Raw genomic sequence first — 25,435 nt, forward strand, 5'->3', positions numbered from 1 at the left:
GAGCAGGCGGTGGCGATCCAAATCCTTCGCGATCTTCGGGGGCTACGCGTCCAGGTGGTTCATCCGCCGGACAATGAACGCGTCAGGCTCGTCGAGCATCTGCGCCGTATCGGCTGCATGGTCGAGACGCAATGGCCTATTCCGGAAAGCTGGACCGATAGTTCCGACGTGATGCTGCTTGCCGTCGAACATGATGTCCGGGGCGAGATTCAGCGCCTGCTGAAATCAAGCGATGGGCTGCGGCCGACACTGATCGCGATCGTAGGCTACGAAGACCCTTCCACACTTCAGTTGGTGCTGGAAGCCGGAGCGGTCGCCGTTATCGAGCGGCCAATCCGCCCCTTTGGTCTGCTCACCAACCTGACGATTGCTCGCAGCATCTGGCTCGAAAAACGCGAAACCGATAAGCGAATTCGTAAACTGGAACGCAAACTCTCCGGCCTTCAGCGAATCCAGAAAGCCAAAGCAGTCCTGATGGATGGCCAGGGCTTGAGCGAAGCCGAAGCTTACGAAAGCATCCGCCGGCAGGCGATGGCGAAACGGTTGTCGATGGATGACATGGCCGCGGCGATCATCCACGCAAATGAACTCTTGCAGTACCGTGCAAAAGATGTTTAGTTTTGTTCCTGACTGCACTGGGACAAAAAAGTTCTGATTGCAGTTTGTGCCGGACCACCAATGATGTTGGTCTGGCTTGGCTAGGTTAGCCCGAGAGATCCGCGAGGATCTGTCGGGCTTTTTTGTTTTGGCGACCGAGAATCGGCACGGATCGGATCAGGTCCGCCGGCCTCGAAGGAATCTGGAATTCTTTAGCTCGAAACAGCGCGCTTTGGCGTGAACGGTATCGGCTTGCCCAGTTGCAACCGGTCATAAGGGGAGTGTCTCTATGTCGATCGATCGGCGTAAATTCTTGAAAAGCAGTTTGCTGGCCACAACCGGCGCGATAGCATCGCCTTACATCATCAGCAGCCCGGTGCGCGCCGCCGGAACGATAGATGTGGGCGTGTTGTTTTCGTTGACCGGTGGCCTGTCGATTATCGAGAAATCGCTTCACGATGCCACCTTGATGGCGATCAGCGAGATCAACGCTGCGGGCGGCGCCAAGGGAATGAAGATCAACGCGATCGTCGAAGACGGCGCTTCGGATCCGAAAACCTACAACGAAAAAGCCTCGAAGCTGGTGATCCAGGATCGCGTGCCGACGGTGTTCGGCTCTTACACCTCGGCGAGCCGCAAGGCCGTTCTCCCGGTCTTTGAGAAGCGCAACAATTTGTATTTCTACCCCACCTACTACGAAGGCTTCGAGTGCTCCAAGAACGTCGTTTACACCGGCGCCGTACCGAACCAGCAGCTCTCGAATTTCATCCCGTGGATCATCAAGACCTTGGGCAAGAAGAAGTTCTTCATCGTCGGGTCGAACTACATTTATCCGCGCGAGATGGCGAAGGTGTCGAAGATCCTGATCGAGAAAAACGGCGGCGAATGGATCGCGGACGAATATCTCGAGCTCGGCCACTCGGAATGGGGCTCCATGGTCAACAAGATCAAGGGTTCCGGTTGCGACGTCGTGCTGTCGAATGTCGTCGGCGATTCGGTCGTCGCCTTCTACCGCGAATATAAAAATCAGGGGCTCACCCACGACAAGCTGCCGATCTGCGCGACCGTCACATCCGAAATCGAGATCGCGGCGATGGGGCCAGAATACGCGGTCGGAAGCTATACCTCGTTTCCGTATTTTCAGGCGATCGATACCGACCGCAACAAGGCCTTTGTCGAGCGCTATCGCGCCTTCGTCAAGGATCCCAAAGCGGTCACCCATCACGCGCTCGAGTCTTCCTATTTCCAAGTCTTCCTGTGGAAGCAGGCGGTTGAAAAAGCAACTGAGGTGACACCAGTCGCGATCAGGGAAGCGGTGAAGGGCCAGGAATTCGACGCCCCGAACGGCCATGTGAAAATCGATCCCGACAACCTGCACACCTACCTGACGCCCCGGATCGCACAGTGGCAGGCGGACGGACAGGGCAAGATCATCGACGCCTACAAGGAGCCGACTATTCCGCTTCCCTACGTGGCCTATGGCGAAACCGAGAGCAATCTGTTCTGCACCGCCAAGGGACTCGATACGTCGAAGCTGAAGATCTGAGGTTGGCGTCAATGCCGTCTGCCGCGCTTCAGGCGCGGCGGACGGGATGATGAGGTTGTCCTGAATGCTCGAAGTCCTGTTTATCGGCCTGAGCCTTGGCTCGATCCTTCTGCTGGTGGCATTGGGTCTCGCCATCACGTACGGCGCGATGGGCGTGATCAACATGGCCCATGGCGAGATGGTGATGATCGGAGCCTATGTCACGGTGCTATCCGGCATTTGGCTCGGGGCCAATATCTTCGTCGCCATCCCGTTGGCGTTTATCGTAACCGCGCTGATCGGCCTCGCCATTGAGCGCGTCATCGTGCGCCGTCTGTACGGTCGCCTGCTCGACACCTTGCTGGCAACCTGGGGCGTTGCCATCCTGATCCAGCAAGCGGTTCGTCTTGAACTGGGTCTTTCGTTCTTCGGAATCCACATCGCGGGACTGGGACCCGGGCTTCAAAACGTCAGCGTTCCGGCCGCGCTGCAAGGGACCTTCATGCTCGGGAGTGTCGAGATCAACCGCTACCGTACTTTCATCATTGTGGTGACCGCCGTGCTGACCGCCGCGACCTGGCTGATCATGTATCGCACCCCGATCGGGACGCAGGTGCGGGCGATCATCCGAAATCCAAAAATGGCGGCGGCTTGCGGCATCGACGTCGCGCGTGTCAACGCTCTGACATTCGCATTCGGCTCCGGCCTTGCAGGTGTCGCGGGTGTGATGATGTCCGGCTTCAAGACGGTTTTCCCCGACATGGGCACCCCGATGGTGGTGGACGGCTTCATGGTCGTCGTGATGGGAGGTGTCGGCAGTCTGCTTGGATCGGTGTTCTCGGCCGGCATTCTCGGCGAGATCGACGGGCTCGTCGCAGCCGGCACCAACGATATCCTGGCCAGAGCGGTGGTGTTCGGCGTGGTGATTACGGTCATTATTCTCAAGCCCAAAGGCCTGTTTTCGCTGAAGGGGCGCTGAGCGATGTCTGACAAGCGCCGCTTCGAAATAGTGATCTATCTGGCGTTCTTCGCGCTCATCATGTGCGCGCCGCTGTTGCTTGATCCGTTCTGGCTCAATCGTATCGCCAAATATCTTGTGTTTGGCATGCTTGGCATCGCAGTGGCGCTGTCGTGGGGCTACGCCGGAATCCTCAACCTCGGGCAGGGTCTGTTCTTCGGCGCCGGAGCGTACATGCTGGCGATGTCGCTCAAGCTTGCCAGCCCGACCAGTCTTCAGCAGGGATCCGACAAACCCGTTCCGGACTTCATGCTGTGGAATGCGGAGCCGGGAGCACCGACCGAATTGTGTTGCATCAACAAGGCATCATTCCTGTGGATTCCGTTCCAGCACCAATGGTTCGGTGTCGTCATGGGATTGGTGGTGCCGGTTGGGATCGCGACGATCATTGGCTCGATCGTGTTCCGCAAGCGTATCGCAGGCGTCTTTGTTTCGATCATCACGCTTGCGCTGGTGCTGCTCGTGCGGCTGGTGGTGATCGATGCTCAGCCCATCACCAACGGCTTCAACGGATTGACGGACCTCGGTTGGTTCAAGGTCGGACAATTTGAGTTCGATCCTTACATCGTTCCTACCTATTATTTTGTCGCCGTCGCTCTCTGCCTGGTCCTTGCGGCGGCGAGACTGCTGATCGAAACCCGGGCGGGTCTTATCCTCCAGGCGATACGTGACGACCAGAATCGGGCGCGCTATCTCGGCTTCAACGTGCCGGTCTATCAGACGTTCTTCTTCGCCGTATCGGCAGGGATCGCAGGCCTCGCCGGCATGTTTTACGTCGTGGTGTCGGAGTTTGCCTCACCCACTTTCATGGACCTCACGTTCTCCATCACGATGGTGGTGTGGGCCGCGGTCGGCGGGCGTTCCTCGGTGCTTGGCGCCTGCATCGGCGCCATCGTGATCAACATGATTTCGGCGACGGTCAGCGAGACCGCGGGTTTCGCCGAAGCATGGAAGGTGATCATCGGTTTGATCTTCGTCCTTGTCGTCTTGTACCTGCCGCGGGGCTTCGCAGGGCTCGCGCACGATCTGGTCGATCGTTTCATCGCCCGCCGCAACGCGCCATCACAACGAACGGTCGAGGTTTCAGATGCCTCGCAACTGGCGGAGTAAACGTGATGGCTGAGATCGCGCTTACAATCGATGGGCTCGGCGTCGACTTCGGTGGCTTCAAGGCGGTCAACGGTGTGTCCCTGACGATCGAGGAAGGCGAACTGCGAGTCTTGCTCGGTGCCAATGGCGCCGGAAAGACGACCCTGATGGATCTCGTGAGCGGCAAGACGAAGAGCACGGAAGGCCGGGTCTTTTTGCACGACACCGATATCACCAACTGGGAAGAGCATAAAATCGCGCGTGCCGGCGTCGGACGAAAGTTCCAGATCCCGAGCGTCTTTAAAGACCTGACGGTACGCCGCAATCTTGAAGTCGCGAGCTGCCGTAACCCCAGCGTGCCGGCCAATTTGTGGTTCGGCTTCAACAAGCAGGCCCGGGAGGATGTCGACCGCGTGCTAGAGCTAACCGGCCTGACAGAGGAGTCAGACCGGCTGGCCGCCTATCTCAGCCACGGTCAAACCCAGTGGCTCGAGCTGGGCCTTCTGATCACACAAAATCCAAAAGTGATTTTGCTCGATGAACCTACCGCGGGCATGACGCAGGCGGAAACCCACAAGACGTCGGAGATCGTCAACAGCCTGAAGGGCAAGCACACTCTCGTCGTCGTCGAGCACGACATGGCGTTCGTGCGCGAGATAGCCGAGCGCATCACCGTCCTGCATCTCGGACAGGTTCTCGCCGAGGGCAACGTGGAGCAGATCGAGACTAATCCAAAAGTACGCGAAGCCTACCTCGGATCGAAGGGGATCGGCTGATGCTAAAACTGGCCAACGTCGACAGTTATTATGACCGCAGCCACATCCTGCATGCCGTGTGTCTGGATATCCCGATCGGAGAAGTGACTGCAATACTCGGCCGCAACGGCACCGGAAAGACCACGCTGCTCAAGACGCTGATGGGTCTCACCGACCGGATGGAAGGACGAATCAGTCTGAACGGAATTGAAATCGGAAAGGATCCGACCTTCCGCCGCGCCCGTGCCGGGATAGCCTATGTTCCCCAGGGCCGCGAGATCATTCCGGATTTTACCATCCGGGAGAATATCCTGATGGGCGCCTTCGCGCGCACCGACGGCAAACGGCAGATTCCGGAATTGGTGCCGGAGCTGTTTCCCTATCTCATGGACAATCTCGAACGCGCCGGCGGCGTTCTTTCCGGCGGGCAGCAACAGCAACTCGCGATCGCCCGCGCGCTGGCTTCCGATCCCAAGATCATTCTGCTCGACGAGCCGAACGAAGGCATCCAGCCGTCCATCGTCGAGGAAATCGAAGCGATCATTATTCGTCTTAACCGGGAAGTCGGCCTGACCGTCGTTCTGGTCGAGCAGAACGTTTCATTTGCGCGCCAGGCATCTCACCGCTTCGCCATGATGGAGAAAGGCCGGGTTGTCGTCTCCGGCGCGATCTCCGAACTGAGCGATGAAATGGTCCATCGGCATATGGCGGTGTGATGCCAATCAATTTGGGAGCGAGTCCGTAAGAGTGCCGAGGCTAGAAAAAATCCTAATCGTCAATCAACCGCAAGGAGAGCAAGATGCTACACGGCGATATTTCATCGAGCAATGACACGGTCGGCGTCGCCGTCGTGAATTACAAAATGCCTCGCCTTCACACCAAAGCCGAGGTGCTGGCCAACGCCAAAAAGATCGCCGACATGGTCGTCGGCATGAAGACCGGTTTGCCCGGAATGGATCTCGTGATCTTTCCGGAATATTCGACCCACGGCATCATGTACGACTCCAAGGAGATGTACGAAACCGCGTCGGTCGTGCCCGGCGAGGAGACCGAGATTTTCGCGGAAGCCTGTCGCAAGGCAAAGGTCTGGGGCGTCTTTTCGCTGACCGGCGAGCGTCACGAGGAGCATCCGAAGAAAGCGCCCTACAACACGCTCATCCTGATGAATGACAAGGGCGAGGTGGTTCAGAAGTATCGCAAGATCATGCCATGGGTGCCGATCGAGGGCTGGTATCCCGGCAACTGCACCTACGTTTCCGAGGGACCCAAGGGCCTCAAGGTCTCGCTGATCATCTGCGACGACGGCAATTATCCGGAGATCTGGCGCGATTGCGCGATGAAGGGCGCCGAGCTGATCGTTCGCTGTCAGGGCTATATGTACCCGGCCAAGGATCAGCAGGTTATCATGGCGAAGGCGATGGCGTGGGCGAACAATACCTATGTAGCCGTTGCCAACGCCGCCGGCTTTGATGGCGTCTATTCCTATTTCGGCCACTCGGCGATCATCGGCTTCGACGGCCGTACGCTAGGTGAATGTGGCGAAGAGGAATACGGCATTCAGTACGCCCAGCTTTCGAAGATGCTGATCCGCGACGCACGCCGGACCGGGCAATCCGAAAATCATCTCTTCAAGCTGGTACACCGTGGCTATACCGGCATGATCAATTCCGGCGAAGGCGACCGCGGCGTCGCGGCATGCCCCTATGAGTTTTATTCGAAATGGATCGCCGATCCCGAAGGCACACGTGAAATGGTGGAATCCTTTACGCGAACGACCGTGGGAACCGACGAAGCTCCCATTGAGGGGATTCCGAACAAGGTCGCCGCTCATCGCTGAGCCAGGGCGAGAAGCTTAGCGCCGGCGTTCTTGCGCCGGCGCTAAGGGCGGGGGCGAAGCCTTTATGATCGTCGGCCGGCCTCCACGGAGGCCGACCCGCTTTCCGGCATGAACCAGACAACAAGGGCAATTCGCCATGAGTCTCGATTACGAAGTCTACAATCTGGGTGACGTCAAGCTGCAGCGCGGCGCGACGCTGCGCGACTGCAAACTGGCTTACAAAACGTTCGGTACTCTCAGTCCGAACAAAGACAACGTAATCATCTATCCCACCTGGTATTCGGGTCAGCACTACGACAATGAATGGCTGGTCGGCGATGGCCGTGCACTCGATCCGAAGAAATACTTCATCATTATCCCGAATATGCTCGGCAACGGCCTGTCATCGTCACCGAGCAACACGCCGGAGCCCTACAACGGCCCGCGCTTTCCGCAGGTGACGGCCTGTGACAACGTGCGTGCGCAGCACCGTCTTGTCACCGAGAAGTTCGGCATCGAGCATATCCGGCTCGTGACCGGCTGGTCGATGGGTGCGCTGCAGACTTTCCATTGGGGCGCGCTCTATCCCGGCATGATGGACCTGATCGCGCCATTCTGCGGTTCGGCGAAGTGTTCGCGTCATAACTTCGTCTTCCTGGAGGGCGTCAAGGCCGCACTTACCGCGGATGCGGCATGGAAGGAAGGCTGGTACACTGAGAAGCCGCAACGCGGTTTGCGCGCGGCGGCACGGGTCTATGCCGGCTGGGGTTTTTCGCAAGCGTTCTATCGCCAGAAGCTGGATATCGAGGCACTGGGCTACTCCTCGCTTGAAGATTTTCTGGTGGCGTTCTGGGAAGGGTTCTTCCTGCCGAAGGATCCAAACAATCTGCTGACCATGCTCTGGACCTGGCAGAACGGCGACATTGGCGACAACGAACTCTACAACGGCGACTTCGAGGCGGCGCTCGGCGCCATCAAGGCCAGGGCCTATGTCATGCCTGGCCAGACCGATTTGTATTTTCCGCCGGAGGATAGTGAGTTCGAGGTGGCGCATATGCCGAACGCCAAATTTGTCCCCGTTCCCTCTGTCTGGGGCCACTTCGCCGGGGGCCCCGGCACCAATCCGAAAGACGTCGAATTCATCGATGCGAAGCTGAAGGAGCTTCTTGCATCGTAAGCGCCCAGCGCTGGAATGAATGTTCCGGCCCTTTGTTTCCCGGAAAGGATTATCTGAGCAATGCTGCGTATCGATCATGTCTTGGGCAGCCGCCTGGAACCCGCTTTCTCGGAGGAGATTCATCGCCTCGAGCATCGCGGTGCGGTCGATGTGGTCAATATCCCGGCGACCGATTTGGCGCGACGTCGGCTGCTGGCGACAACGCGGGCGGGCGAGGAACTCGCGATCGCGTTGCCGCGGCACCAGAAGCTGTTCGACGGCGCGGTCCTGTTGATCGATGGCGAACGCGCGATCGTCGTTCGCGCGGCCACGGAGCGGTGGATGCGCCTCGAACCCCGCTCGATCAGCGATGCAATCGAACTCGGCTATCACGCCGGAAATCTTCATTGGCGTGTTCGCTTCCAGGGCGAGGTTCTATTTGTTGCGCTGGAAGGCCGGCCCGAAGACTATACCGCGCGTCTTGGCGAGATGATTTCGGGGCGCCGCGTCGGCGTCAGCATTCTGGATGAAGAAGAGCGCCACGAGGATACTGACGAAGACCTATCGGCCGGCGATCACCATTATCATCACGATGGTCATTCGTGATGCTGTCGGTGCTGCAGGCGATCTGGCAAGCCGATGGAGCTTTTCCGAGTGGATCTTTCGCGTTCTCCTATGGTGTCGAGGGTGTTATCGCGCTGCGCCCCAAATTGAACGGGGCGGCGCTTGCCGAATTGACGGCCGCGATCCTTCGGCTGCGCTGGCTGACATGTGACCGGGTCGCGCTGATAAAAGCCTTCCGTATCGCCGGAGATCTCGACGCGCTGGCGAAAATCGATCATGAGCTGGAAACCTCGACATTCGGCAGCACGATGCGCGAGGGCTCCCGGCGCAACGGCGGATCTTTTCTGGCGTCGCATGCGAGGCTTGGCGACGCGACGGCGCTGCGGCTGCGCGAAGCCGTCCGCTCCAGCGTCTGTCTTGGCCACATTGCGGTCATGCAGGGGGCTGTCTGGCAGGCGATGGGCCTTGACGAAATGCTGGCGCAGCTTGCCTCCGCCTACAGCGTGGCTTCTGGCGTGACCGCTGCGGCCGTGCGGCTTGGCGCGATCGGCGCGCTGGAAGGCCAGAAGGTCCTGCGTGGCTGCCTTCCCATGATCGAGACCTTGGTTGCGCAGCCGGTTCCACATGATGCCGAACTGTCGAGCTTTATTCCATTTCTCGAGATCGCCGCCGCACGGCATGCGCGCGCCGATCTTCGCCTTTTTTCCAACTGAGAGCCTCGACAATGCTGCTGACACCCACCGAGCTCGAACGTCTGACCATCTTTACCGCGGCCGAGCTGGCTCGGCGGCGACGTGCCAAGGGACTCAAGCTGAACTATCCCGAAGCGGTTGCCATCATCACCGACGAAATCCTTGAAGGCGCGCGAGAAGGACGCTCGGTTGCCGATCTGATCGGATATGGATCGACTATTCTTTCGACCGATGATGTGTTGCCGGGCATCGCCGCAATGATGAACATCATTCAAGTGGAATGCGTATTTCCCGATGGCACCAAGCTGGTGACGGTCCACGAGCCGATCCGCCCGGCGCCTGGCGCGCAGGCTGATCTCGAACATCCCGGCCGTATTACTGCAGCCGACGGCAGCATCGATCTCAATGCGGGCCGTCGCTCGGTTACATTGAAAGCCTGCAACACCGGCGACCGGCCGATCCAGATTGGTTCGCATTTTCATTTCTTCGAGGTCAACAAGGCTATGGAGTTCGACCGGGCGGCCGCGTTCGGCATGCGCCTTGATATCCCTGCCGGCACGGCGGTGCGCTTCGAACCCGGGGCATGGAAGGAAGTAACGCTCGTGGCCCTGGGTGGCCGGAGCGAATTGACGGGCCTGAACAATCTCACGAATGGATCAAGCTCGGACACCGCCGTGCGCGATGGCGCGCTCGAACGGGCGAAGATGCGCGGCTTCAAAGGGGCATAACAGGATGGCGAGCATCGACCGCCGCGATTACGCGGCGCTTTACGGCCCGACCACGGGTGATTCGGTTCAGCTCGGCGACACCGCGCTCACGGCGGTTATCGAAAAGGACCACGCCGTCTATGGCGACGAATGCCTGCACGGTGGCGGCAAAACCCTTCGTGACGGGATCGGCATGGCCGGCATCACCAGCGCTGAAGGAGCACTGGATTTCCTGCTTTGCAATGTCGTCATCATCGATCCGGTTCTCGGAATCGTCAAAGGCGACCTTGGCATTCGCCACGGTCGCATCGTCGGGATCGGAAAGGCCGGTAATCCGGCCATCATGGACGGCGTCGATCCGCGCCTGATCGTTTCGACCGGCACCACGGTGCGCGACTGCGAAGGGCTGATCGCGACGCCGGGCGCGATTGACGTTCATGTCCACTTCGACAGCGCCGGCCTTGTCGAGCATGCGCTGGCGAGCGGCATTACCACCATGATTGGCGGCTCGCTCGGGCCGATTACCGTGGGGATCGATTCCGGCGGTCCCTTCAACACGGGGAAAATGCTGCAGGCGGCGGAAGCGTGGCCGATGAATTTCGGCTTCCTGGGGCGCGGCAATTCGCATCGCGTGCCGCCGCTGGTGGAACAGCTCGAGACCGGCGTGATGGGGCTGAAGCTTCACGAGGATTGGGGCTCAATGCCGGCGGCGATCGACACCTGCCTGCGCGTGGCCGATGAGCATGATTTTCAGGTGCAGATCCACACCGATACGTTGAACGAATCCGGTTTCGTCGAGGACACGCTGGAAGCGATCGGCGGCCGCACCATCCACATGTACCATACCGAGGGTGCCGGCGGCGGCCACGCGCCGGACATTATCCGCGTCGCCGGCGAGATGCATTGCTTGCCATCGTCGACCAATCCCACCAATCCCTTCACGGTAAATACCTTCGACGAACATCTCGACATGACGATGGTGTGCCATCACCTCAATCCGGCCATCCCTGAGGACGTGGCGTTCGCGGAAAGCCGTATTCGCAGACAGACCATCGCGGCCGAGGATGTGCTGCACGACATCGGCGCCATCTCGATGCTTGGCTCCGACAGCCAAGGCATGGGCCGCATCCACGAGGTCATCTGCCGCACCTGGCAGTTGGCATCGAAGATGAAAGAACAGCGCGGGGCGCTGCCGGAGGATCGCGCGGGTTTCGCTGACAACGCCCGCATTCTCCGCTACATTGCCAAATATACCATCAACGCTGCACGCACGTTCGGGGTCGCCGACCACATTGGTTCGCTGGAAGATGGCAAGCTTGCGGATATCGTGGTTTGGCGACCTGCCTTTTTCGGCATCAAGCCTGAACTGGTGATCAAGGGCGGCTTCATCGCATGGGGTGCGATGGGCGACAGCGCAGCCTCGCTGATGACCTGCGAGCCGATATTGATGCGTCCGCAATGGGGCGCATTTGGCAGAGCGCCCGCCGCCTTGTCAGCGTGCTTCGTGCATCCGCTGGCGATCGCGCGCGACCTGGCCGGCGAACTTGGCCTTGCCAAGCGGATGCTTCCGGTCGCAGGCACACGAAAATTGTCGAAGCGCGACATGCTGTGGAATGACGCCTGCCCAAAGATCACCGTCGATCCGGAGACCTTCAATGTGTTCGTCGATGGCGTACTTGCCACTTGCGAACCGGCGCGCGAAGTTCCGCTCGCACGCCGCTACATGCTGAGGTGACCGGATGCGGCACGCTGTCGAAGAGAAGAACCCGGCGTCCGCGATGGTAACGCCGGCGGCCCGGGTGGGAATTGGAGGACCGGTCGGATCGGGCAAGACCGCGCTGATCGAGGCGCTTATCCCGGAACTGCAACGTCGAGGCGTCGATCTTGCCGTGGTCACCAACGATCTCGTCACCAAGGAAGATGCCGAACGTTTGCGCCGCTCCGGGCTGATTGATCCTTCGCGCGTATCCGCCGTCGAAGCCGGAGCCTGCCCGCACACCGTGATCCGTGAGGATCCAACCTTGAATATCGCAGCCGGCGACGATCTTGAAGCCAGATTTCCCGGCGTTGAATTGATCCTGTTCGAGTCGGGCGGCGACAATCTCGCTTCGACCTTCTCGCTTGACCTTGTCGACTGGTGGATATTCGTGATCGACGTCGCGGGTGGTGGCGATATCCCGCGCAAAAGGGGACCAGGGCTGTTGCGGTGCGATTTGCTCGTCGTCAACAAGATCGATCTGGCGCCGTATGTGGGAGTCGAGCTTGCGCCGATGCTGGCCGAGGCCAGGCAGGTTCGCGCCAACCGCCCGATTATCGCAACCAACGCGCGATCCGGCGTCGGAATCCGGGAGGTTGCCGATGCAATCCTTGCCGCTGTCCTGTTCCGGGTTTGACGCCGGCCGCGCGGCGGAAGTTCTACTGGTCGCGGAACTGGCTGGCGGACGAACGGTGCTGCGCCGTCAACATGTCGGCTATCCGTTCCACATCACGCGTGCGTTCCAGCTCGACCGGATGCGGCCCGATCTTGCGACGCTCTATCTCCAGTCAGCGTCCGGTGGGCTTTACGCAGCCGACCGGCTGACGCTTGACTTAACGGTCGGCGCCGGTGCGGCGCTCAATCTCACCACGCAGGCTTCCACCGTCGTTCATGACGGGCGCGGGGAGGGGGCAATGATGCGCCAGTCCGTGACGGTGAAGGACCACGCGTTTTGCGCCATTATTTCGGATCCTTACGTGCTGTTTCCGGGTGCCGATCTGCACATCGGAACGATTGCGACCGTCGCTGTCGATGGCATCCTCATCATGGCCGAGGGGTTCGCCGTGCACGACCCGCACCATCGTGGCGGGACATTCGCGCGATTTTCAACGGAGACCCGCATCATGCGGCCCGACGGAAAGCGGGTGGTGGTTGACCGTGGCAGCGTTCGCGGCTCCGACCTGTCCGGAACCTGCGATGCGCTTGGCGGCATGAGCGCTGCATGTTCGGTTCTCGTGATCGCTCCGCTTGAACGGCTGGCTGATATCGCGGAGATCGAGGCGGCGGCGGATGGATGCGGATGTCTTGCCGGGGTAACTGCAGCACCGAGCCAGGCCGGGCTTGCGATGCGGTTGTTGGCGCCGGACGGCGGCACGCTGGTTCGCGGCATCGAGGTCGTGTTCCATGTGGCGTCTCGTGCCGCGCTCGGCGTCGACCTGGCACCGCGCCGCAAATGAATGAAATCTGGATGTTTGATCGAGGAGGATGGTTTCGAAGAGCCGTTCCCACTATGCGCTAATGCAGCCAGCGGGTCCGGATCATGCGCTAGCGTCGGGCCAGGCGAAAATAGAGTTCGGACAGCCGCGCCGGCAAATCCTCGACACGAGGCACCAGCATTGTATTGCCGCGCCCGAAAATACGCACCGCCGAATTCATGGCACCCGATCCCAGCACCACGCCGAATCCGTCGATGCCGCGCGCCCGCAATCCGATCGCGGCACGACGCGCATCCTCAACAAGCTCGAGCGGATCGGCGACGTCGATGTCGGATGGCTCGCCGTCAGTCAAGACGATGACGAGTTTCCGGAAGCTGCGGGCGTGGCTGATGAGTTCGCCAGCGTGGCGAAGCGCGGTACCGAGCCGAGTCGACAGGCCGGACGACAACGCAGCCAGCCGCCCCATGCACGCGCGGTCATAAGGTTCATTGAAGGCTTTGACCGTCGTCATCTCGACGTCGTCGCGCCCATCGGACGCAAAGGCGAGCATGCTGAAGGGGTCGCCGAGCGCGCTCATGGCCTCGGCGAGAACCGCGACCGCAAGGCGCTCGACGTCGAGAATGGAGGCGCCGGACGCGAGCCGGTCGCGGGTTGATTCCGAGATATCGAGCAGCAGCAGGACCGCAAGATCGCGGTGCTTCGAAGTGGTGGTACGAAAGATGCGTGGATCGGGCTCTTGACGCATTCGCAACGCAATCCCGGCTTCGAGCATGGCATCGACGTCGAGATCGTGGCCATCAAGTTGTCGTTTCAACCGGATCGCTCGGCCGACACGCACGCCGCGGACGAGACGGCGGATTCGATTGCGCAGTACATCGGCGCGATCGAGCGCTTCTTCCACAAGGCGCGGGTCGCCGGGACGTGCGGCGACCTCGCGCACGGTGGTCCACTCCGGCCGTTCGACGCCGTGGGCGCGGTCCCATTCGGGATATTTCGCAATCACAATACCGCGCCGGTCCGGCGCGACCGGGCGCGCGCGGCCGACCTTGCTATCGTCCTCCAGCACATTCGGACGGAGCGAGGTCTGGTCCGGATCGTCTCGTTGCTCGACACGCGCCGCGTCGACGGCAAGATCGAGCGATTCCCCAGAGGTAGGCGCGTCATCGCCGAAGTCCCACAGGCCGAGACCGTCGTCGCGATAGACCGGCTCGACGACATAGATCCTGGCGTTGAACTGGACGCGCATCTGGCCGAGATCGTTGCCCAGCAACATGCCGACCTCGCGGCTGATGGCTGCGTCCTCAAGACGCGGCAATCGGTTTTCGAACATCTCACGCCCTTTGGCGATGAAGCTGTCGTCGTCGCGATACGACGGATCGAACAAGGCGCGGGCCAGCCGCGCCAACAAGGTGGGAGCCGTGGCGACGCCGGCCGGCACCGCGACATGGTAGGGTGACCATAGCTTGCGCAATCCCGGCAATTGGTGCATCGCCAGCCACTCGATGCGGGCGTCCTCGATCAAGGTGACAAGCGCGATCTGTAGCGGTTTCAGGGTTCCGACGGGGAAGCGGGTCCCGCCAAACACGAGATGCGCCTGGGCGTGAGCGGCCGCCGCTTTGTACAGGGCGTAGGCGGCGTCGCCCTGTACGCCCCGATAGACATCCGGCAGACGGATCAGCGGTCCCGCGATCCCGGCACGGCGTTGCGGCGCCTGACCTGTATCGCCGGAAAAACTCCGCAGCAGAGGAGGCCGACCCCATAGTGACGTTACGAACGCTTTGGTCTGGCGTTCGGTTTCGGCGAAGCCGATGCCGACCGATGCTCGCTCAACCAGCCGCCGTGCAAGCTCATCCTGCAGCGTGAAGAACTTAAGTCGTCTGCGCCGGTCGCCGGCTGCCAGCTTCAAACCGGCCGCAACGAAATTCTCGAAGGCGTTGATATTACCCGCAGAAAGGATTTCTCCCATCCTTGATGCGGCAGCCTCCACCGATTCAGGGGCCTGCAGCGCAAGCTCGTCCATGGTTCGCCACCAGCGTGCCAGGCCGGTATCGGCACCGAGGAATCGGCGCGCGATGCCGACAGAGACGATGGTGGCAGAAGCCGCCTGCGCGCCCGCGTGGCGGCAAACATTGGCGGCTGTGTGTGCCGCCACGATCAGGGATGTGATACCTTCTTCGGTCGGCTGGCTCCGGCTGATCTCCCAGAACGCGACCAGGCAGGAAGGACCGGCGTTGACGTCGGCCAGCGCCAACACGCCCGCCGCCCAGCCCTCGAGTTCGTCGGCATCGAAACGAGCCGCGAGATTGTCCCACGCGATCCGGAATAGCGGCTTCAACACATCACGCTGTCGCATCAGCAAATGAAGTCGGCGCACGGCGCCGTCGGGTTGGGCTGGAATGAGCCGCAGCGACGCTGACCGGACGACGGCACTCACGGGATGCAAGCCTCGATAGCTGCACTGAGCGCTTCGCGAATATCGTGATTGTCGGTGATCGGCAGAACGATGCTTGAACGGACCGCGGCCTCGAGCGGCAGGCCGGCACGCATCAGACGTCCGGCATGGATCAGCATGCGTGTCGAGGCGCCTTCGTCGAGGCCGTGGCCTTGAAGGTTGCGGGACCGTTCCGCGATGGCCACAAGGGTCCCGGCGAGTTCGATATCTGTTCCGGCCTCGCGCGCTACGATCGCGGCTTCAACCGCCGGTGGCGGATAGCTGAAATCGATCGCGAGAAAGCGCTGCTTGGTTGATTCCTTCAGGTCCTTTACCGCGCTCTGGTAGCCGGGATTGTAGGAGATCGTGAGCTGGAAGTCGGCGTGGGCCGGCACGATCTCGTTATGTTTCTCCAGCGGCAGGATGCGCCGCGCATCCGTCAACGGATGGATCACAACCGTGGTGTCTTGCCGGGCCTCGACGATTTCATCGAGATAGCAGATCGCGCCATATCTCACCGCCATCGTCAGCGGGCCGTCGTGCCAAACCGTGCCATCGGGCTCCAGCAGGTAGCGGCCGGCAAGATCGGAAGCGGTCATGTCTTCGTGCGCGGCGACCGTCACCAAGGGTTTTGCCAGGCGCCAGGCCATATGCTCGACGAACCGGGTTTTGCCGCACCCGGTCGGCCCCTTCAACATCACGGGCAGACGCTCGGCAAAAGCGGCCTCAAACACCGCGATCTCGTCGCCTACCGGCTGGTAGAACGGTTCTGAGCGAATTCTGTAGGCGTCGAGGTTCACGCGCATCTCCACGAATTATGCGTGGGGAAGGGCCGCCCGCTAACGCGAAGACCTCCGTCCCTCCGCAGTGGGTTCGGCAAGCATCGCCTTATGGACGCGCCACAGCCTTGGAGCGCGCGAGCAGGCGTTCGTAAAACGCCTCGCAGCCATTAGACTGCCAATCATGATTTTACACAAGCGATCCCAGGATGAAAAAGCAGGATCGGGCTATTTTGAAGGCGATTTTAGAGACCGCGGCTTCCACCGAGGATGCCGATCCAAGGGTGAAGCGGCCTGATAAATCGAAAGATCAGAGCTCGCTGGTTATGCCCAGCGGGGTGACGCATTCGTGGCCGAAGCGGACGTCCAGGATTTCAAGGCGACGCGGCGCATCTACCATTGTGAGGGACCCGCATGAGCGCATCGGGTAGATGCGAAAGCAGGGGAATGACGCCGACCGATCGATGCCACATACGACTTTTCGTTCATATTCACTCCTTCGTCCACTTGGCGATCGGTTCAGCCGTGTTGCTGCGTGCTGTTCGGATGTGCGGTCGAACTGGTTACGGCCTGCAGGATCATTCCGACGACCAGTTCCGGCGCGGTGATCAGCGATGCATGATCGACCTTTTCCGAGCGAATCCGCGCGCCCATCCGGCGTGCTAGAAATAGCTGTGTCGCCGGATTGATTATCCGATCCTCTTCAGCGACGAGGTACCATGAAGGCTTTGCCTTCCATGCCGGTTTCGGAGCCTTTTCCTGGATAGCTGCGACTGCAATGGGACGCTGCGTCGCCGCGAGAAGCGCCGCCTGCTCGGGTCGTGCGTGCTGACACCAGGCAGCGCTAAATCGATCGTCAGGCATCCAAAGGAAACCATGACTATCAGGAGTGAGCTTCGGCGCCTCCGGAGACGCCTTGTCGCGATAAAATACTTCGGCGACTGTTTCACCTTCGTCCGGAGAGAGAGCCGAAATAAAGACCAGCGACCGAACTCTTTCGTTGGTGCTCGCGCCTATCACGGCGCCGGCATAGGCATGCGCAACAAGGACCACCGGCCCATCGGTTCGCTCCAGCGCACGCTCAAGCGCCGCAGCATCGTCCGATAGTGATGTTAGCGGGATCGGAGCCGCTATTGTCTTCAGGCCCCTGGACTGCAGCGGCGTAATGACATGCGCCCAGCTGGAACCGTCTGCCCAAGCGCCGTGGACCAGAACGACGGTGGCGTTCATTTCCGCAGCTTTCGATTTGTTGGTCGTGTCTTGGACGACTTTCTTGGCCGAGCGAGGATGTGCAGCCGCCAGAGCGGTCATGCCCAGCTGCGCGGCGGCAACTGTCATGGCCGCCGTGCCAAAAAAAAGTCGACGACCGTGGTTGATTTCGTCAGACATGACTTCTCCGTTCTTTGGGCGGTCAGCGCAGTTCACGCTTCCGTACGTTGGACCTCCTGTTATTCGGAAATGCGGTCAAATTGGTTACAGCCTGGAGGATCGTTCTGGCGAACAATTCTTGGTTCGTTGAGCGGCGGGCATGGTCAATCTTTTCTACTTGAATCCTGCAACCCAGATCGCGCAACAAAAATAGCTGTTCAACCGGCGAAGTTTAGCCCCGATGGAATCGTTTGGCGCCATCGCGTAGGCCAGATGTCTGAAACTCATTCAGCAGGAACGGTTTAAACACGCTAATCCCGCGAAAGCGTGTTTCCGCGAAGGCGCTAATGTTCGTTAGAGGGTCATCATTGAAGGGGGCGTTTGCAAATAGCGACGCACTAACCTTGAAGGAGATCACAAATGACGGACAAAACAAGCATCGGGCGTCGTACCTTCGTCCAGGCAATTACTGCAGCTTCCGGCGCTGCTCTGTCGTTGGCGCTTCTGTCGCAACGCGCCGCCGCTCAACCCGCTGGCAACGCCACACCGGCTAATTCCGATCACTTTGATACGGCGGAGATCAAGACCGGCGACAACACTATTTTCATCAGGCGGTACGGAAAAGGATCCCCGCTGCTCATGGTTCATGGGTTTCCTCGAACCAGCTTGATGTGGCGCTACGTGGCGCCACAGCTCGCCAGCGACCACACCGTGATTTGCGTCGATCTCCGCGGCTATGGCCGCAGCGGGGTGCCCGCGTCCGCTGAGGATCATTACCCGTATACAAAGCGAGCGATGGCGAAGGAACTTGTCGCCGTGATGGATAAACTCGGGTTCTCCAAGTTCGATCTCGTCGGACACGATCGTGGTGGTCGTGTCTCGTACCGCCTTGCGCTGGATCACCCGGAACGGGTGCAACGTCTCGCAGTGTTTGATGTCATCCCGATCTCAGAGGGGTGGGGGCACGCCGATGCAAGGTTCGCCATGACCTATTGGCCGTGGATTCTTCTCTCGCAGAAGGCCCCGCTTCCGGAAAAATACCTCCTGGGTGCGCCAGGCGCGGTATTTGACAATCCGTTTGGCCAAGGCTCGTTCGGCCCCGAAGTAAGAGCGGAGTACACAGAAATGTATCGAGATCCGGCTCGGGTGCATGCGATCTGTGAGGAGTACCGGGCGGCCGCAACCCTGGATATCGAGCATGACAAGGAGGATCAGAAAGAATCGCGGCGTATCACCTGCCCGATGCTGCATCTGTGGTCTGCCGGCGGTCCACTCGATACCTTCTACGAACGGGATGGTGGCGCATTGGGAATCTGGCGGAAGTGGGCCGACAATGTGCATGGACAGGCCATGAAGGGAGGCCACTTTTTTCCCGAGGAAAACCCCACGGAGACAACGGAGATTCTAACCAAGTTCCTGTCGGCCTGATCTTCGAAGGCAGGGCATTGCCTCAGGTTACGATGGCCGTGGTGATGCTAATTCATGCCTTCAGTCATGCGCGCGGATAGTTCTGCAAGCGGAGGTGCGGACAACGTTCGAACTGAGATGACGTGTGCATGCCTCAACGCGTCATTGCGCGAAAGATCCGCGTATCAGGTCTGGATATAACCTAATAGGACTCGGCTGACGCGACGCCGAGTTCCCGCGGGGCGCAGTTTCAGGTCGTCTTGCCGATTAGACCAACAGACGGCGCGAGCGCTCATGCTTGATATTTCTCTTGGCAGGGTTTCAATACCGAACCCCGCAGCTTGCTTTGCTCGATTGCCGCAGACTGCCATACCATCGTCGCCCATGGCGCGTCTCCGACCGATGAAAAGAAACGCGCAGTTTGGCCCCTTGCAGGCCCTCACCCAGGTGGCGAGTAAAGGCGAGCGAGACCGTTAGGGGTGATCAGGTTATCCGACTCTGTCCTTCGAAGTGAACGCATTCGACCGACGCAGAAGCCATCCATCCACCGACAGAGGCCCGCTTCCTCCGATGACAAGTGCGGCGATGCAAGCCAGGTAGAGAAGATCGGTTTCGTACCCCGGTTGCCCGAAGTGCGCACCGCTGGGTGTGATTTCCAGGAGTTTTATGGATGAAAACCCATATTGAAGATGCACCGTGAAGATCGCGACCAGCAAAACAATGGCCATGGGAACGCTGACAATCGGAACGAGCGCTCCGACGATGACGAACATGCCCCCGACGATCTCAGTAGCGATCGTGATCCAGGCCATTAAGTACGGCATCGGTACCCCCATGGCGTGAAGAAGACCGGTAAAGTTATCTGGGCCACGCAGCAGCTTTGCGAACCCATGGGCGCAGAACCCATAGCCCACGATCAGCCGCAGTGGCAGCGGCGCCCAATGCGCTATCATTGGCGAGACAACAACTCGGCGATAGAGGGTTATAATGGCGGCATCATGGGCAGTGGATTTGCATCTTGCGTCGCGCGTGCTCATGCTTGCGTCTCACGTTTCAGGGGCTCCGGAAATTGCGACGAGCTGGAAATTACTGCTCTTGATGGAAGTCACCGCGGGTGCGGGCCTCCGTAGTAACGCCATGGGGACCCACCCTCGTTGGGGGCAGTTACGGGTTGCAAACGTGATGCTGTTTGATCGTAGGCGAGTGCGGAATTAAAATCGCTTCGCGCACCAGCAGTCCTGTTTTGCACATTCAGCCTGGCCTTACTCGGCCCATGGTTCTTATCCGTTATCGTCGAGCCTGCGAAGGCGCTCGCGGACATCGCCGCAAGCGACGAGAGAAGTGAAATCGCGAGAAGAATTGTCTTTAACATGGTCCGGCTCCATCAATGTATGAAGCGAGTGATTGCGCTCCTGATGATGAGTTCGGAGCAATCGTCCGGTGGTTACAGGCTCACGCTGACGTGAAACGAATCACCTTAGTTTTCGCCGCAAGAGCCCCGAAATTGGAAAAGGCGCCCGGTCACTCCGCGCCGTTGGTGGTCAACCTTCGACGCGTTTGGAGCTATTTGCTGTTGAAGCGGTTTTTCGGCTTGGGTAGGCCGAGACGGTCGCGGAGCGTCCCGCTTGCGTACTCTTTGCGCGTCAAGCCTCGGCGCTGCAACTCCGGCACAACGAGTTCCGCGAAGTTCAGCCAGTCGTCGGGCAGAAGCGGGAACATCAGATTGAAGCCATCCGCCGCGCCCGCCACGTACCAAGCCTCCATCTCATCGGCGATCTCCGTTGGCGTTCCAGCCATTACTGGGCCCGTGCCCGCATTCGAAATACGCCGGGCTATTTCGCGGATGGTGAGGTTCTCCTTTGCGAAGGCCTCCAGTCTTTCCAAATTCGTCCTTTGACCATCATAGGTCGACACGTCGGGCAATGGCGGCAGGGGGCCATCAACCGGATAGGCCGACAAGTCTATGCCGCACCAACTCGATACCAGATCCACGCCAACCCGATCGGGCACCAGTGTTTCCAGGAAGTCACGTTTCTCCTGTGCTTCACTCTTCGATTTCGCTACGATCGGCAAGATGCCTGGCAGAACTTTGAGATCGCTGGGCCGGCGTCCTACGCGCTGGAGGCGCTCATCGAAATCTTTCCGATAGCGCTGGCCTTCCTCGATCGTTCGCAACAGGGCGAAATTCAGATCGGCATGCGACGCCGCGAGCCGCTTCCCATCCTCGGATGATCCTGCTTGCACGATGACGGGATATCCCTGAGGTGGACGCGGAACATTCAAGGGGCCTCGCACCTTGAAATACTTCCCGACGTGATCGATGCGGTGGACGCGCTTCGGATCTGCAAAGAAGCCAGACTTCTTATCAAGCAGCAACGCGTCATCCTCGACGCTGTCCCATAGGGCCTTTGTGACCTCGAGAAACTCCTCTGCACGTTCATAGCGAGAGGCGTGCTCGATATTGGCGTCGCGGCCGAAGTTCATGGCCTCTTCGTTCATACCCGACGTAACGACGTTCCAACCGAACCGGCCATTACTGAGGTGGTCGAGTGACGCAAAAGCGCGGGCGATGTTGTAGGGCTCGCTGTACGAAGCCGAAGCAGTAACAATCAAACCAATATGACGTGTCACCGCTGCAAGGGCTGCGAGCATCGTGACCGGTTCAAGCCGCGCGTTGGCATAGTGTGCGATATTGCTCTCATACGTGTCCCACATCGCCACGTGGTCAGCGACAAAAATCGTATCCATGCAGGCGGCTTCCGCGGCTTATGCCAGTTTGCGATAGTAGGAGAGATCAAAAATCTCTCGGCCCGGAGCATCCGGATGGCGCCACGACATGCGATGGTCGCCTTGCGGATTGAAGAAAAACGCGCTGAGGATCATCGGGTTCTTTTTCATGGCTCTCTCCTCATGTCGATGTACGGTCGATCCTGCCTGCCAGATTCGATCGGTGTTCTGCTGCTTGCGATCGAGGGATCAGTGTGCAATTCGCGCGTTCAGGAAATCGCTGATGTTCACGCGAGTGGCGGTCCCGCAAGCCCAGTTGGTGATAGGCGGCTTCCGCTCACATCCGCTCCATGGCGTCCCGATTTGATTTCTGGCGCCTCTGGGCGAAGGTAAACGACGAGACAGAGGCAAATCAGAGTCATCCCGCCGATCGGATGCTTAAGTGCAACAACAGCGGCCGACGCAAAGAGTCCGAGCGTAACCACCGAGCGAGCTCGCATCATCATTCGCGCACGGCGAGGCACGTCCTTGCTTTGAGGCCGGTCGATGACCTCCATGCACAAAAGAATGTACGTCGCGTTCACCAAAACGAAGACGCCAGCGTAAGCGGAGACGGGAACTGCCGCGAGGTCGGTTTGCGCGATCCATGCCGTTGAGAACGGCATGAGCGAGACAGCGAACAAATGTGCAAAAGTCCCCCAAATCAAACGGCTGGTCGCGACTTCGGCGTAGCGAAGCAGATGATGATGGTTGATCCAGACAATTGCGATGAAGAGATAGCTGACCGCGTAGCTCACCGCGGTCGGCCACAGTGATAGAAGCGCCTCAAAACTAGGAGAGTGTGGCGGCTTCAACTCAAGCACCAGGATCGTAATAATGACCGCGAACACTCCATCCGAAAATGCGCTCAGCCGATCGGGTTTCAGCTCTCGCTCAGTCATCTCGCTCTCCCTTAACGGTGATGTTCTCCTGCCGGTTTGGCCTAGCGATCTCCAGGGTTTACAATGGCCCGTTCGAACGGATGGTATCCGCCTTGCCAATAGACGAGCGGGAAAGATCCGGCAGAGGCGCGGAGCGCGCAAACGCGACCAATGATGATGGCGTGATCATAGCGCGGAAGCATTTCCGTGACCTCGCAATCAAAGGCGGCGAGGGCGTTCTCGAGGACGGCTGTACCAGTCAGCATCGTGGTCCATCGGGTGCCGGCATATCGAGCAGTTCCTTCGAGGCCGTCTCTTCCTGCGAAACGGTCTGCAAGTGCGTGCTCTTCGTTGCGCAACAGGTTTACGCCGAAATAAGGATGTCGCTGAAGCGCCCGCCAGGAGTCAGAGCTTTGAGCGACACAAACCAATAGTCGTGGTGGGGCCGCGCACAACGACGAGACAGAGGTGGCGGTGAACCCGGTAATGTCACTACCCTTGCCGACTGTAATCACGGCCACGCCGCCGGCCAACTCCCGCATCGCCGCGCGGAAGGAATCTGTTTCAACTTCAGCGAAAGTGCTTGCCTGGGGCATCGATGAAGCCGAAATCTGAGACATTGTTGAAAGCATCCCTCGTGAGTTGCATGAGCGCGAGAAGCGCCGGCTGCGTCAGGGCGCCCCATGTTTCTGCAGGTCGTCTCTTTCTTGAGAGGGACCAGGCCGACGGTGCTGCCCCTTGCCAAACTCCGAAGAATTTACGGATGTCTTTGGTGCGGTAACATCACCGGCGACCAATTCCGCCAGCTTCTTGAGGCCACGATGGATGTTGACCTTAACGAGAGCTGCGGATTGGCCGGTGGCGCCGGAGGCGCGTTTGATGCTGAGACCCTGCAATTTTACCAGGCGGATCACGCTCGCTTGGGCGGGCTTCAACCGGTCAAGCAGGCCATCCACGGCGGTGGCACTTAGCGTCGCTTCTCCATGATCTTCAATCGGAATTTCGTCGTCAAGCGCCAGGGCTTTGAAGCGTGACGCGTCTCGAATCCGGTCGATCCATTTATAGCGTGCAATCGCTGCTACCCAGGCCCCGAGGGATCTCGATGGCGCGTAGGTGTGCCGCTTGGCATGAATCGCAAGAAGGGCGTCTTGCCTCGCGTCGTCGGCCGCAGAGGGCGGAAGACGTCGCGCATAGTAGCGGCGCAGCCACACATCCAATTCTCGAAGCAACTGCTCGTAGGCTTGGCGGTCGCCAGCTTGCGCGGCAACCATAAGACAGCCCCACCGCTCGGAACGCGTGTCCCAATTTTCGGAAGGCGATGGTGTTCGTGCGGTTCGCCAAGGACAAACTTTGAAGTCGGAGGCCGAGGGCTCCAGAGTAGCCTCGCCGAGGCGTGGCGACGAGCTGAATGCTGAGGCGTCAACAGCCTTATCGTGGAGGGCGGTCATTGGAAAGGCTCCTCTCGATATACTCAAGCAGAACGCTAGTTTCGAACGGCTTCCTCAGAAGACATTGGGCGCCGACCGAGATCGCTTCATCGTCCAAATGCGTGTCAGGCAGAGCCGTGATGAGGATTACGGGGGTCGTGATGCCTTGTTCGTGGAGCTTTCGCACGAGGTCAGGTCCGCCCATCCCGGGCATATGAACATCAGCGATGATACAGTCCGAACCGAACAGGCTGGACGTCGCCAGGAACGTCTCCGCCGAGGCATAAGGCTCGGCGCGATAGCCGACGGAGCGCATCAGATCCGCAAGGGACGAGCACAGCGCTTCGTCATCATCGATGATGGCGACGAGCGGACTTGTCACCGAATGGAACCTCGCCAGATCCGCGAAATCCTGGCAACGCGACGGGGGGAAGACGCTATCCCCAGTGAGGCTGAGCTGCTGATTGTTAGGCATTCGAGGCAAGGAGGACCATTATACAACGGAGAAAGGATGTGCATGGCATCATCTCCCTAGTAAGCCGCAGTCACGAGTGACGAATGACGGCACAAGGTGCAGCCGAACCATGCTTTCGGTGTCGCACAGTCACAAGCTCTCGGTTGTGATGGATAGCCCATACCTTGGTATGGGTTTTCAACGGTGAGGCAGTGCCGGTTCTGCTGTTGCGGCAACCTGAGGTGTTGCGCGCCCGCCTTACGTCCGGATGTCGATGGCCTCCGCCATCCAAGCGATCATCGCTACGGATTTAGCTGTTAGCTTTCGCATAACGCTGCCACGATGCATCTTCACGGCGGTTTCGCCGATCGAAAGTTCGTTCGCGATCTGCTTGTTCATGAGCCCGGACGCGACGAGCGCCATCACCTCCGCTCGCGAGGCGTCAGAAGTGCACACCGATCTTGCAGTTGCGCAATCTGTGCGCTCTCCCGGCACCGGCGCCTCGATCGGTTCTGCAATTGTTGAGCTTTTCTTTAAGAAGAGCCTTAGATGAACCTTCGCAACTAATCTCTTCGAGATGATCTGAAGCGCTTTGACGATCGGCTCTAAGTCGGCCGTTTCGTGTTCTGCATCGCGATGCTCTCGCCGATAACAGTCTCGCGGCATTCCCGGCACGAGAGCCTAGATACCCGGCGTTCACTTATCCAGCCTCGGCATCTCTCGCTGACCAAACCGAGATGCTGTCGACGAAAAACTTCTAAGTGTGCCTGTAACCAAAAAGGAGCGACAGACGAAAGTAGGTCGTGGGCGA

At 59.6% G+C, this 25,435-nt stretch carries 25 protein-coding genes and 1 pseudogene; 15 read left to right on the forward strand and 11 right to left on the reverse strand.

What is annotated here, in order from left to right:
• Positions 1–9 precede the first annotated feature (9 nt).
• The 14 genes from BLV09_RS33670 (at position 10) to BLV09_RS33735 (ending at position 13,132) form a co-directional block, all read left to right on the forward strand.
• Positions 10–618 (forward strand): ANTAR domain-containing response regulator, encoded by a 609-nt coding sequence (locus BLV09_RS33670; protein ID WP_100386480.1) that lies wholly within the window; start codon positions 10–12, stop codon positions 616–618.
• 268 nt (positions 619–886) lie between these two features.
• A complete protein-coding gene (locus tag BLV09_RS33675) occupies positions 887–2,143 on the forward strand; it encodes an ABC transporter substrate-binding protein (RefSeq protein WP_146690491.1) in 1,257 nt (418 codons plus the stop codon).
• A 64-nt stretch (positions 2,144–2,207) separates the two neighbouring features.
• A complete protein-coding gene (urtB, locus tag BLV09_RS33680; protein WP_146690492.1) occupies positions 2,208–3,101 on the forward strand; it encodes an urea ABC transporter permease subunit UrtB in 894 nt (297 codons plus the stop codon).
• A gap of 3 nt (positions 3,102–3,104) precedes the next feature.
• Entirely contained in the window at positions 3,105–4,250 is a 1,146-nt protein-coding gene (urtC, locus tag BLV09_RS33685) for an urea ABC transporter permease subunit UrtC (protein WP_146690493.1), read from the forward strand.
• A gap of 5 nt (positions 4,251–4,255) precedes the next feature.
• Complete coding sequence (urtD, locus tag BLV09_RS33690) at positions 4,256–5,005, forward strand: urea ABC transporter ATP-binding protein UrtD (protein WP_100386484.1); 750 nt, start codon at positions 4,256–4,258, stop codon at positions 5,003–5,005.
• Positions 5,005–5,700: an urea ABC transporter ATP-binding subunit UrtE gene (gene urtE, locus BLV09_RS33695; RefSeq protein WP_146690494.1), complete on the forward strand. Its 696-nt coding sequence runs from the start codon at positions 5,005–5,007 to the stop codon at positions 5,698–5,700. The genes urtD and urtE overlap by 1 nt, the downstream gene beginning before the upstream one ends.
• A gap of 83 nt (positions 5,701–5,783) precedes the next feature.
• Positions 5,784–6,821, forward strand: a complete 1,038-nt coding sequence (locus BLV09_RS33700; RefSeq protein ID WP_100386486.1) for an aliphatic amidase — start codon at positions 5,784–5,786, stop codon at positions 6,819–6,821.
• Between the two features lie 136 nt (positions 6,822–6,957).
• The gene (locus tag BLV09_RS33705; protein WP_146690495.1) at positions 6,958–7,977 is read left to right on the forward strand and encodes an alpha/beta fold hydrolase; all 1,020 of its coding nucleotides are present in this window, start codon (positions 6,958–6,960) and stop codon (positions 7,975–7,977) included.
• A gap of 60 nt (positions 7,978–8,037) precedes the next feature.
• A complete protein-coding gene (ureE, locus tag BLV09_RS33710; RefSeq protein WP_146690496.1) occupies positions 8,038–8,562 on the forward strand; it encodes an urease accessory protein UreE in 525 nt (174 codons plus the stop codon).
• The gene (locus BLV09_RS33715; protein ID WP_146691413.1) at positions 8,562–9,233 is read left to right on the forward strand and encodes an urease accessory protein UreF; all 672 of its coding nucleotides are present in this window, start codon (positions 8,562–8,564) and stop codon (positions 9,231–9,233) included. The genes ureE and BLV09_RS33715 overlap by 1 nt, the downstream gene beginning before the upstream one ends.
• Before the next feature lie 11 nt (positions 9,234–9,244).
• Positions 9,245–9,940 (forward strand): urease subunit gamma, encoded by a 696-nt coding sequence (locus BLV09_RS33720; RefSeq protein ID WP_146690497.1) that lies wholly within the window; start codon positions 9,245–9,247, stop codon positions 9,938–9,940.
• Between the two features lie 4 nt (positions 9,941–9,944).
• Positions 9,945–11,654 (forward strand): urease subunit alpha, encoded by a 1,710-nt coding sequence (gene ureC / locus BLV09_RS33725; protein WP_146690498.1) that lies wholly within the window; start codon positions 9,945–9,947, stop codon positions 11,652–11,654.
• Positions 11,655–11,658: 4 nt separating this feature from the next.
• Entirely contained in the window at positions 11,659–12,312 is a 654-nt protein-coding gene (ureG, locus tag BLV09_RS33730; RefSeq protein WP_244548879.1) for an urease accessory protein UreG, read from the forward strand.
• A complete protein-coding gene (locus BLV09_RS33735) occupies positions 12,278–13,132 on the forward strand; it encodes an urease accessory protein UreD (protein WP_146690499.1) in 855 nt (284 codons plus the stop codon). Before ureG ends, BLV09_RS33735 begins: the two co-directional genes overlap by 35 nt.
• Before the next feature lie 88 nt (positions 13,133–13,220).
• On the opposite strand, the gene BLV09_RS33740 is transcribed toward BLV09_RS33735, so the two are convergent.
• From BLV09_RS33740 to BLV09_RS33750, 3 genes are all read right to left on the reverse strand, one after another.
• Positions 13,221–15,545, reverse strand: coding sequence for a nitric oxide reductase activation protein NorD (locus BLV09_RS33740; protein WP_244548880.1), 2,325 nt, complete (start codon positions 15,543–15,545; stop codon positions 13,221–13,223).
• Positions 15,542–16,342, reverse strand: coding sequence for a CbbQ/NirQ/NorQ/GpvN family protein (locus BLV09_RS33745; RefSeq protein ID WP_146690500.1), 801 nt, complete (start codon positions 16,340–16,342; stop codon positions 15,542–15,544). The genes BLV09_RS33740 and BLV09_RS33745 overlap by 4 nt, the downstream gene beginning before the upstream one ends.
• A gap of 498 nt (positions 16,343–16,840) precedes the next feature.
• Positions 16,841–17,659, reverse strand: a complete 819-nt coding sequence (locus tag BLV09_RS33750; RefSeq protein ID WP_244548881.1) for an alpha/beta fold hydrolase — start codon at positions 17,657–17,659, stop codon at positions 16,841–16,843.
• A 450-nt stretch (positions 17,660–18,109) separates the two neighbouring features.
• Between BLV09_RS33750 and BLV09_RS33755 the strand changes: the two genes are divergently transcribed.
• Positions 18,110–19,117 carry an alpha/beta fold hydrolase gene (locus BLV09_RS33755; protein WP_146690501.1) on the forward strand — a complete coding sequence of 336 codons (1,008 nt, stop codon included), beginning with the start codon at positions 18,110–18,112 and terminating at the stop codon, positions 19,115–19,117.
• A 467-nt stretch (positions 19,118–19,584) separates the two neighbouring features.
• Here the strand turns inward: BLV09_RS33755 and BLV09_RS33760 are convergent, their stop codons facing one another.
• The 8 genes and pseudogenes from BLV09_RS33760 to BLV09_RS38660 form a co-directional block, all read right to left on the reverse strand.
• Positions 19,585–20,133: a DoxX family protein gene (locus tag BLV09_RS33760; protein ID WP_197685002.1), complete on the reverse strand. Its 549-nt coding sequence runs from the start codon at positions 20,131–20,133 to the stop codon at positions 19,585–19,587.
• Positions 20,134–20,659: 526 nt separating this feature from the next.
• Positions 20,660–21,850, reverse strand: a pseudogene (locus BLV09_RS33765) (LLM class flavin-dependent oxidoreductase); the annotation flags it as partial.
• A gap of 12 nt (positions 21,851–21,862) precedes the next feature.
• A complete protein-coding gene (locus BLV09_RS38535) occupies positions 21,863–21,994 on the reverse strand; it encodes a hypothetical protein (protein ID WP_283806809.1) in 132 nt (43 codons plus the stop codon).
• 116 nt (positions 21,995–22,110) lie between these two features.
• Positions 22,111–22,764 (reverse strand): TMEM175 family protein, encoded by a 654-nt coding sequence (locus BLV09_RS33770; protein WP_146690502.1) that lies wholly within the window; start codon positions 22,762–22,764, stop codon positions 22,111–22,113.
• Positions 22,765–22,805: 41 nt separating this feature from the next.
• On the reverse strand, positions 22,806–23,363 hold the full coding sequence (locus tag BLV09_RS33775; RefSeq protein ID WP_167558972.1) for a flavin reductase family protein: 558 nt from the start codon (positions 23,361–23,363) through the stop codon (positions 22,806–22,808).
• A gap of 51 nt (positions 23,364–23,414) precedes the next feature.
• The gene (locus BLV09_RS33780; RefSeq protein ID WP_244548883.1) at positions 23,415–24,191 is read right to left on the reverse strand and encodes a sigma-70 family RNA polymerase sigma factor; all 777 of its coding nucleotides are present in this window, start codon (positions 24,189–24,191) and stop codon (positions 23,415–23,417) included.
• Positions 24,172–24,552: a response regulator transcription factor gene (locus tag BLV09_RS33785; RefSeq protein ID WP_244548884.1), complete on the reverse strand. Its 381-nt coding sequence runs from the start codon at positions 24,550–24,552 to the stop codon at positions 24,172–24,174. Before BLV09_RS33785 ends, BLV09_RS33780 begins: the two co-directional genes overlap by 20 nt.
• Positions 24,553–24,882: 330 nt before the next feature.
• Positions 24,883–25,290: a LuxR C-terminal-related transcriptional regulator gene (locus tag BLV09_RS38660; protein WP_349536703.1), complete on the reverse strand. Its 408-nt coding sequence runs from the start codon at positions 25,288–25,290 to the stop codon at positions 24,883–24,885.
• Positions 25,291–25,435: the final 145 nt, after the last annotated feature.

Origin of the sequence: Bradyrhizobium canariense, from assembly GCF_900105125.1 — a bacterium.
Lineage (GTDB): Bacteria > Pseudomonadota > Alphaproteobacteria > Rhizobiales > Xanthobacteraceae > Bradyrhizobium > Bradyrhizobium canariense_A.

Coding starts and splice junctions, on each gene's coding strand:
- BLV09_RS33675 (WP_146690491.1), top strand. CDS start 887: ATGTCGATCGATCGGCGTAAATTCTTGAAAAGCAGTTTGCTGGCCACA.
- urtB (WP_146690492.1), top strand. CDS start 2,208: ATGCTCGAAGTCCTGTTTATCGGCCTGAGCCTTGGCTCGATCCTTCTG.
- urtC (WP_146690493.1), top strand. CDS start 3,105: ATGTCTGACAAGCGCCGCTTCGAAATAGTGATCTATCTGGCGTTCTTC.
- urtD (WP_100386484.1), top strand. CDS start 4,256: ATGGCTGAGATCGCGCTTACAATCGATGGGCTCGGCGTCGACTTCGGT.
- urtE (WP_146690494.1), top strand. CDS start 5,005: ATGCTAAAACTGGCCAACGTCGACAGTTATTATGACCGCAGCCACATC.
- BLV09_RS33700 (WP_100386486.1), top strand. CDS start 5,784: ATGCTACACGGCGATATTTCATCGAGCAATGACACGGTCGGCGTCGCC.
- BLV09_RS33705 (WP_146690495.1), top strand. CDS start 6,958: ATGAGTCTCGATTACGAAGTCTACAATCTGGGTGACGTCAAGCTGCAG.
- ureE (WP_146690496.1), top strand. CDS start 8,038: ATGCTGCGTATCGATCATGTCTTGGGCAGCCGCCTGGAACCCGCTTTC.
- BLV09_RS33715 (WP_146691413.1), top strand. CDS start 8,562: ATGCTGTCGGTGCTGCAGGCGATCTGGCAAGCCGATGGAGCTTTTCCG.
- BLV09_RS33720 (WP_146690497.1), top strand. CDS start 9,245: ATGCTGCTGACACCCACCGAGCTCGAACGTCTGACCATCTTTACCGCG.
- ureC (WP_146690498.1), top strand. CDS start 9,945: ATGGCGAGCATCGACCGCCGCGATTACGCGGCGCTTTACGGCCCGACC.
- ureG (WP_244548879.1), top strand. CDS start 11,659: ATGCGGCACGCTGTCGAAGAGAAGAACCCGGCGTCCGCGATGGTAACG.
- BLV09_RS33735 (WP_146690499.1), top strand. CDS start 12,278: ATGCAATCCTTGCCGCTGTCCTGTTCCGGGTTTGACGCCGGCCGCGCG.
- BLV09_RS33750 (WP_244548881.1), bottom strand. CDS start 17,659: ATGACAGTTGCCGCCGCGCAGCTGGGCATGACCGCTCTGGCGGCTGCA.
- BLV09_RS33755 (WP_146690501.1), top strand. CDS start 18,110: ATGACGGACAAAACAAGCATCGGGCGTCGTACCTTCGTCCAGGCAATT.
- BLV09_RS33760 (WP_197685002.1), bottom strand. CDS start 20,133: ATGAGCACGCGCGACGCAAGATGCAAATCCACTGCCCATGATGCCGCC.
- BLV09_RS38535 (WP_283806809.1), bottom strand. CDS start 21,994: ATGAAAAAGAACCCGATGATCCTCAGCGCGTTTTTCTTCAATCCGCAA.
- BLV09_RS33770 (WP_146690502.1), bottom strand. CDS start 22,764: ATGACTGAGCGAGAGCTGAAACCCGATCGGCTGAGCGCATTTTCGGAT.
- BLV09_RS33775 (WP_167558972.1), bottom strand. CDS start 23,363: ATGTCTCAGATTTCGGCTTCATCGATGCCCCAGGCAAGCACTTTCGCT.
- BLV09_RS33780 (WP_244548883.1), bottom strand. CDS start 24,191: ATGACCGCCCTCCACGATAAGGCTGTTGACGCCTCAGCATTCAGCTCG.
- BLV09_RS38660 (WP_349536703.1), bottom strand. CDS start 25,290: ATGCCGCGAGACTGTTATCGGCGAGAGCATCGCGATGCAGAACACGAA.